Here is a 4,165-nt window from a genome sequence, read left to right as displayed (position 1 = left end):
GGGCCCGCCGGTGCCCCACCTGGCGCGGGGGGGGCCGGGGCCGGCCGGCCCGTTTCGTGGGGGCCGGGGGGGGGGGGGGGGGGGGGGGCCGGGCCGCCGGGCGGGCGCCCGCTCCCGGGCGGCGCTGCTGGCCCGGGCGTGCGGGGCGCGGGGGCCGCGCGGGTGCCGGGACCCTGCGTCGCGGGGGTTGGCGGTCCGTCACTTACGTCACCTGCCGGAGGTCGAGGGGCCGGGCATCGCGGAGGGGAGGGGCGTGGGCGGGGCCTGTGAAGGCGCTGAGGGGGCTGCTGAAGGCGCTGCGGGGGCCGGGGGCGGCGTCGACGGGGGCGGGGAGGAGGGCGGCACCGGGATCGAGACCGAGGGCGCCGGGGATGCCACTTCCTGCGGGCGAGGTTCGGGCGGCACATAGGAGGACTTGGCGGCGGCTCCGGGAACCCCGCGCACGGTGCCGTCCGGGTTCAGGAAGGCCGGGTCGCCGCCCGGCACCATGCCGAGCTCACGGGCCCGGCGCTGGAGGGCCTCGGGGGCGGCGTAGGCGTCCACGTCCCGCTGGAGTTCCTGCTCCTGGTCGGTGAGCTCCGTCGTCTCCTTCTTGAGCTCGCTCAGCTGGAACGAGCCTTCGTTGAGCGAGGAGTTCAGGATGAGCAGGCCGATCAGGCCGCCGCCGAGCAGCAGCACGACGAGCAGCACGAAGGGCGTGCGCGCGGCCTGGTTCGGGCCCGAAGGAAGGAGTCGCGCGAGCCGGGCGGCCCTTCCGCGCAGCTCGGGCTTTTTGCTCATGGGGTCTCCTCGCGGATGCGCTGCGCACCCCGCAGCCGTGCCGGGGCGGCCCGGCGGTTCTCGGCGATCTCTTCCTCGGTGGGGAGTTCCGCGCCGCGCGTGAGCAGCTTGAGCCGGGGCTGGTAGCGCTCGGGGACGACCGGCAGGCCGGGCGGCGCGGTGGTCGCGGCACCGGCCGCGAGCACCTGCTTGACCAGGCGGTCCTCAAGGGAGTGGTACGACAGGACGGCGATGCGGCCGTCGACCGCGAGCGCCTTCACGGCCGCCGGAATGGCCGCCTCCAGGACGCTCAGCTCGCCGTTGACCTCGATGCGCAGGGCCTGGAAGGTGCGCTTGGCGGGGTTGCCGCCGGTGCGCTTGGCGGCCTGCGGCAGGGAGTCGCGGATCAGCTCGACGAGCCGCGCGCTGTTGCTGAACGGCTCCTTCTCGCGCTCGCGCACGACGGCGCCCACGATCCGCTTGGCCTGCTTCTCCTCGCCGTACTGGCGCAGGATCCGCACCAGTTCGCCCGGTGCGTAGGTGTTGAGGACCTCGGCGGCGCTGACCCCGGTCGTCTGGTCCATGCGCATGTCCAGGGGCGCGTCCTGGGCGTAGGCGAAGCCGCGGTCCGCCTCGTCGAGCTGCATGGAGGAGACACCGAGGTCGAAGAGGACGCCCTGGACCTTCGCGATGCCGAGCCGGTCGAGCACCTCGGGCAGCTCGTCGTAGACCGCGTGCACCAGATCGGCCCGGTCGCCGAAGGGCGCGAGCCGCTCCCCGGAGAGCCGCAGCGCCTCCTTGTCGCGGTCCAGGCCGATGAGGCGGGCCGACGGGAAGGTGGACAGCAGCGCCTCGCTGTGGCCGCCGAGTCCGAGGGTGCAGTCGACGACGACCGCGCCCGGCTGGGCGAGCGCGGGGGCCAACAGGTCCAGGCATCGCTGGAGCATCACCGGGACGTGTCGGGTCTGGCTCAAAGGGCCCTCTCAAATCCGGCGCGGCGTCACACGCACGACCGGGTCCCCGCCCGCTCTCGAAGGGGAATGGCCTGCTGGCGCCGGGGAAGTGGCGTCAGCCGACCGGGAGCGGGAGGAGGCCGAGCCGTACGTACGCGCCGCGTACGCGGGGGAATCGGAAAATCCCCGGGTGAACAGTCCAGCGGGGAGCAGGTCAGGGCCCTCCCACTTCGCGTCACTTTAGTCCACCCTGTCGCCCGGTCAATCAACTGGCCTGCGCGTCGCGGACGGGTCCTCGAAGGAGCCCCTGATCGTGCTCCATCACCCGTTCGGGGGTACCCCGCCCACCCCTGTGGGTTACCTCACAACAAGACTCATTGACGTTCTTTGTCCCTTCTCACAGCGGGCCCGGGCGATCAGCGCCGACTACCGTCATAGCCATGTCGACTTCCGCATCCCCCACGGACAGCTTCCCCGCCGAGCCGGGCGGCATAGCCGCCGACGGCACCGTCACGGACCGCCTCGTCGAAGCCAACCGGCGCTACGCCGCCGGCTTCACCGACCCCGGCATGGACGCCCGGCCCGTCCTGGGCGTGGCCGTCGTGTCCTGCATGGACGCCCGTATCGACCTGCACGCGGCGCTCGGCCTCGAACTGGGCGACTGCCACACCATCCGCAACGCGGGCGGCGTGGTCACCGACGACGTCATGCGCTCGCTGACTATCAGCCAGCGCGCCCTCGGCACGCGCAGCGTCGTGCTGATCCACCACACCAAGTGTGGTCTGGAGAGCATCACCGAGGAGTTCCGGCACGATCTCGAACTCGAGGTCGGCCAGCGGCCCGCCTGGGCGGTGGAGGCCTTCCGCGACGTCGACCAGGACGTGCGGCAGTCGATGCAGCGCGTGCGGACCTCGCCGTTCCTTCTGCACACGGACGATGTGCGGGGATTCGTCTTCGATGTGACCACGGGTCTGCTGCGGGAGATCGACCCTGCGTGACCGGCTGCGGACCGGACCTTTACGGTCCGGCCCGGCCGTCAAAAGGCCGCAAGAACCGACATATCGCCGCCAGTTATCCACGGGCGAGTGACACAACCCGGTATGCCCAACAAGAATGCGGGTGTGGCATCGCGCTGAACCATTCGGGCGCGGTGTCCGTGTTTCGGGGTGGGCCGGGCCGCACACACGTGCGTCGGCCCGGAGAACGTGTCCGAGGAGGGCCGGGTGACGACCTATGACGATCGAGCGAGCCTCACAGATCTGACCGCCACAGCGGAGCGTGTCCGCGGGTCGGTCGAGGGTGTGATCGAAGGTAAGCCAGAGGTCGTACGGCTTTCGCTGACCGTGCTCCTCGCCGAGGGGCACTTGCTGATCGAAGATGTACCGGGCGTGGGCAAGACCATGCTCGCCAAAGCGCTCGCGCGGTCGATCGACTGCTCCGTGCGGCGCATCCAGTTCACGCCTGATCTGCTGCCGTCGGACATCACCGGTGTGTCCATTTTCGACCAGCAGCGCCGGGACTTCGAGTTCAAGCCCGGCGCGATCTTCGCGCAGATCGTGATCGGCGACGAGATCAACCGAGCGTCTCCCAAGACGCAGTCCGCGCTCCTGGAGTCCATGGAGGAGCGCCAGGTCACCATCGACGGGCAGACGTACGAACTGCCGAGTCCCTTCATGGTGGTCGCGACGCAGAACCCCGTCGAGATGGAGGGGACCTATCCGCTGCCCGAGGCGCAGCGCGACCGCTTCATGGCACGCGTCTCGATCGGTTATCCGAGCGCGGAGGCCGAGTTGCAGATGCTGGACGTGCACGGCGGTGTCTCGCCGCTGGACGACCTCCAGCCGGTGGCGCACGCGCACGACATCGTGAAGCTCATCGACGCGGTCCGCACGGTCCACGTCGCCGACGCCGTGCGGCGCTACGCCGTGGACCTGGTCGCGGCGACCCGCAACCACCCCGATCTGAGACTCGGGGCGTCGCCGCGCGCGACGCTGCACCTGCTGCGTGCGGCCAAGGCGTCCGCGGCGCTCAGCGGCCGTGAGTTCGCGCTGCCGGACGACGTGCAGGCCCTCGCCGTGGCGGTGCTCGCGCACCGGCTGCTGCCCACGGCGCAGGCCCAGTTGAACAGGCGTACGGCCGAATCGGTCGTCCTGGAGATCCTCCAGCGCACGCCCGTACCGGCCGCCGTCCAGCCGAACAGCGGTTACTTCAACCAGCAGCCGCCCGGCGCCCGGAGGCTGTGATGGAGGCCGGGGGGCCGCAGCCGGCGCAGGCCGAGGAGGGCAAGGGCGGACTGCGGACCGCGCTCGCGGGACTGACCACACGCGGGCGTTCGTTCCTGGCGGCCGGGGTCGCCGCCGCCATCTGCGCGTACGTCCTGGGGCAGAGCGATCTGCTCCGGGTCGGGCTGCTGCTCGCCGTGCTTCCGCTGGTGTGCGCGACGGTGCTCTACC

Annotated in this window: 4 protein-coding genes and 1 pseudogene; 3 read left to right on the top strand and 2 right to left on the bottom strand. The window is 71.6% G+C overall.

The genetic code is table 11. The features are described from left to right. Positions 1-207: 207 nt before the first annotated feature. Together ACQKIP_RS41475 and rsmH are read right to left on the bottom strand one after the other, a co-directional pair. Positions 208-780 carry a septum formation initiator family protein gene (locus tag ACQKIP_RS41475; RefSeq protein WP_365852801.1) on the bottom strand — a complete coding sequence of 191 codons (573 nt, stop codon included), beginning with the start codon at positions 778-780 and terminating at the stop codon, positions 208-210. Beyond that, the gene (gene rsmH / locus ACQKIP_RS41470) at positions 777-1,733 is read right to left on the bottom strand and encodes a 16S rRNA (cytosine(1402)-N(4))-methyltransferase RsmH (RefSeq protein ID WP_365852799.1); all 957 of its coding nucleotides are present in this window, start codon (positions 1,731-1,733) and stop codon (positions 777-779) included. The genes ACQKIP_RS41475 and rsmH overlap by 4 nt, the downstream gene beginning before the upstream one ends. Positions 1,734-2,089: 356 nt before the next feature. On the opposite strand from rsmH, the gene ACQKIP_RS41465 reads away from it, so the two are divergent. The 3 genes and pseudogenes from ACQKIP_RS41465 to ACQKIP_RS41455 form a co-directional block, all read left to right on the top strand. Further along, a complete protein-coding gene (locus ACQKIP_RS41465; protein ID WP_427745372.1) occupies positions 2,090-2,710 on the top strand; it encodes a beta-class carbonic anhydrase in 621 nt (206 codons plus the stop codon). Between the two features lie 225 nt (positions 2,711-2,935). Beyond that, complete coding sequence (locus tag ACQKIP_RS41460) at positions 2,936-3,955, top strand: AAA family ATPase (RefSeq protein WP_365852795.1); 1,020 nt, start codon at positions 2,936-2,938, stop codon at positions 3,953-3,955. Then, a pseudogene (locus ACQKIP_RS41455) lies at positions 3,955-4,165 on the top strand (DUF58 domain-containing protein); the annotation flags it as partial. The gene ACQKIP_RS41460 and the pseudogene ACQKIP_RS41455, both read left to right, overlap by 1 nt.

Source organism: Streptomyces sp. NPDC059900, assembly GCF_050270335.1.
Taxonomy (GTDB): Bacteria; Actinomycetota; Actinomycetes; order Streptomycetales; family Streptomycetaceae; genus Streptomyces.
The sequence above is the reverse complement of the archived record's forward strand: the minus strand, read 5'-3'. Positions and strand labels throughout refer to the sequence as shown.